Here is a 319-nt window from a genome sequence, read left to right as displayed (position 1 = left end):
CTCCAGGAGAGATCTCTTCGAGCAAGTCTTTTACCGCGATTTCTTTCGTTGGATTTTGCCAAGCTTCTCTGACAGCTTCACGCAGGCGGGCATCTAACAGCGAATCATCGAAATCCAATTGGCTGCCTTCCGCACTTGCTTCCCATTCTTTCCAAGCCTCGCTGAACAAGCCCTTATTGTTGTCCCAAAATTGTTGTACAGAAGGAGCTCGTTGAAGCATCGCTTCTCGTGTCGGTAAATCGATGGCGCGTGCGCGCTCTAGTTGATTAGATAACATAATATGTTCGCTCCTTTTGTTTGCTTGCGACCAATCTATTAC

The 319-nt window shown here is 47.3% G+C and carries 1 pseudogene; it reads right to left on the bottom strand.

Annotated features, from left to right (window positions below):
• Window positions 1-277: pseudogene (locus tag AB4512_RS23015) on the bottom strand (2OG-Fe(II) oxygenase); the annotation flags it as partial.
• Window positions 278-319 lie beyond the last annotated feature (42 nt).

The sequence above is a fragment of the Vibrio sp. 10N.222.52.B7 genome (genome assembly GCF_041474275.1).
Classification (GTDB): Bacteria; Pseudomonadota; Gammaproteobacteria; order Enterobacterales; family Vibrionaceae; genus Vibrio; species Vibrio crassostreae_C.
Note: the sequence above shows the minus strand (reverse complement) of the source record. Positions and strands in the feature narration are given on the sequence as shown.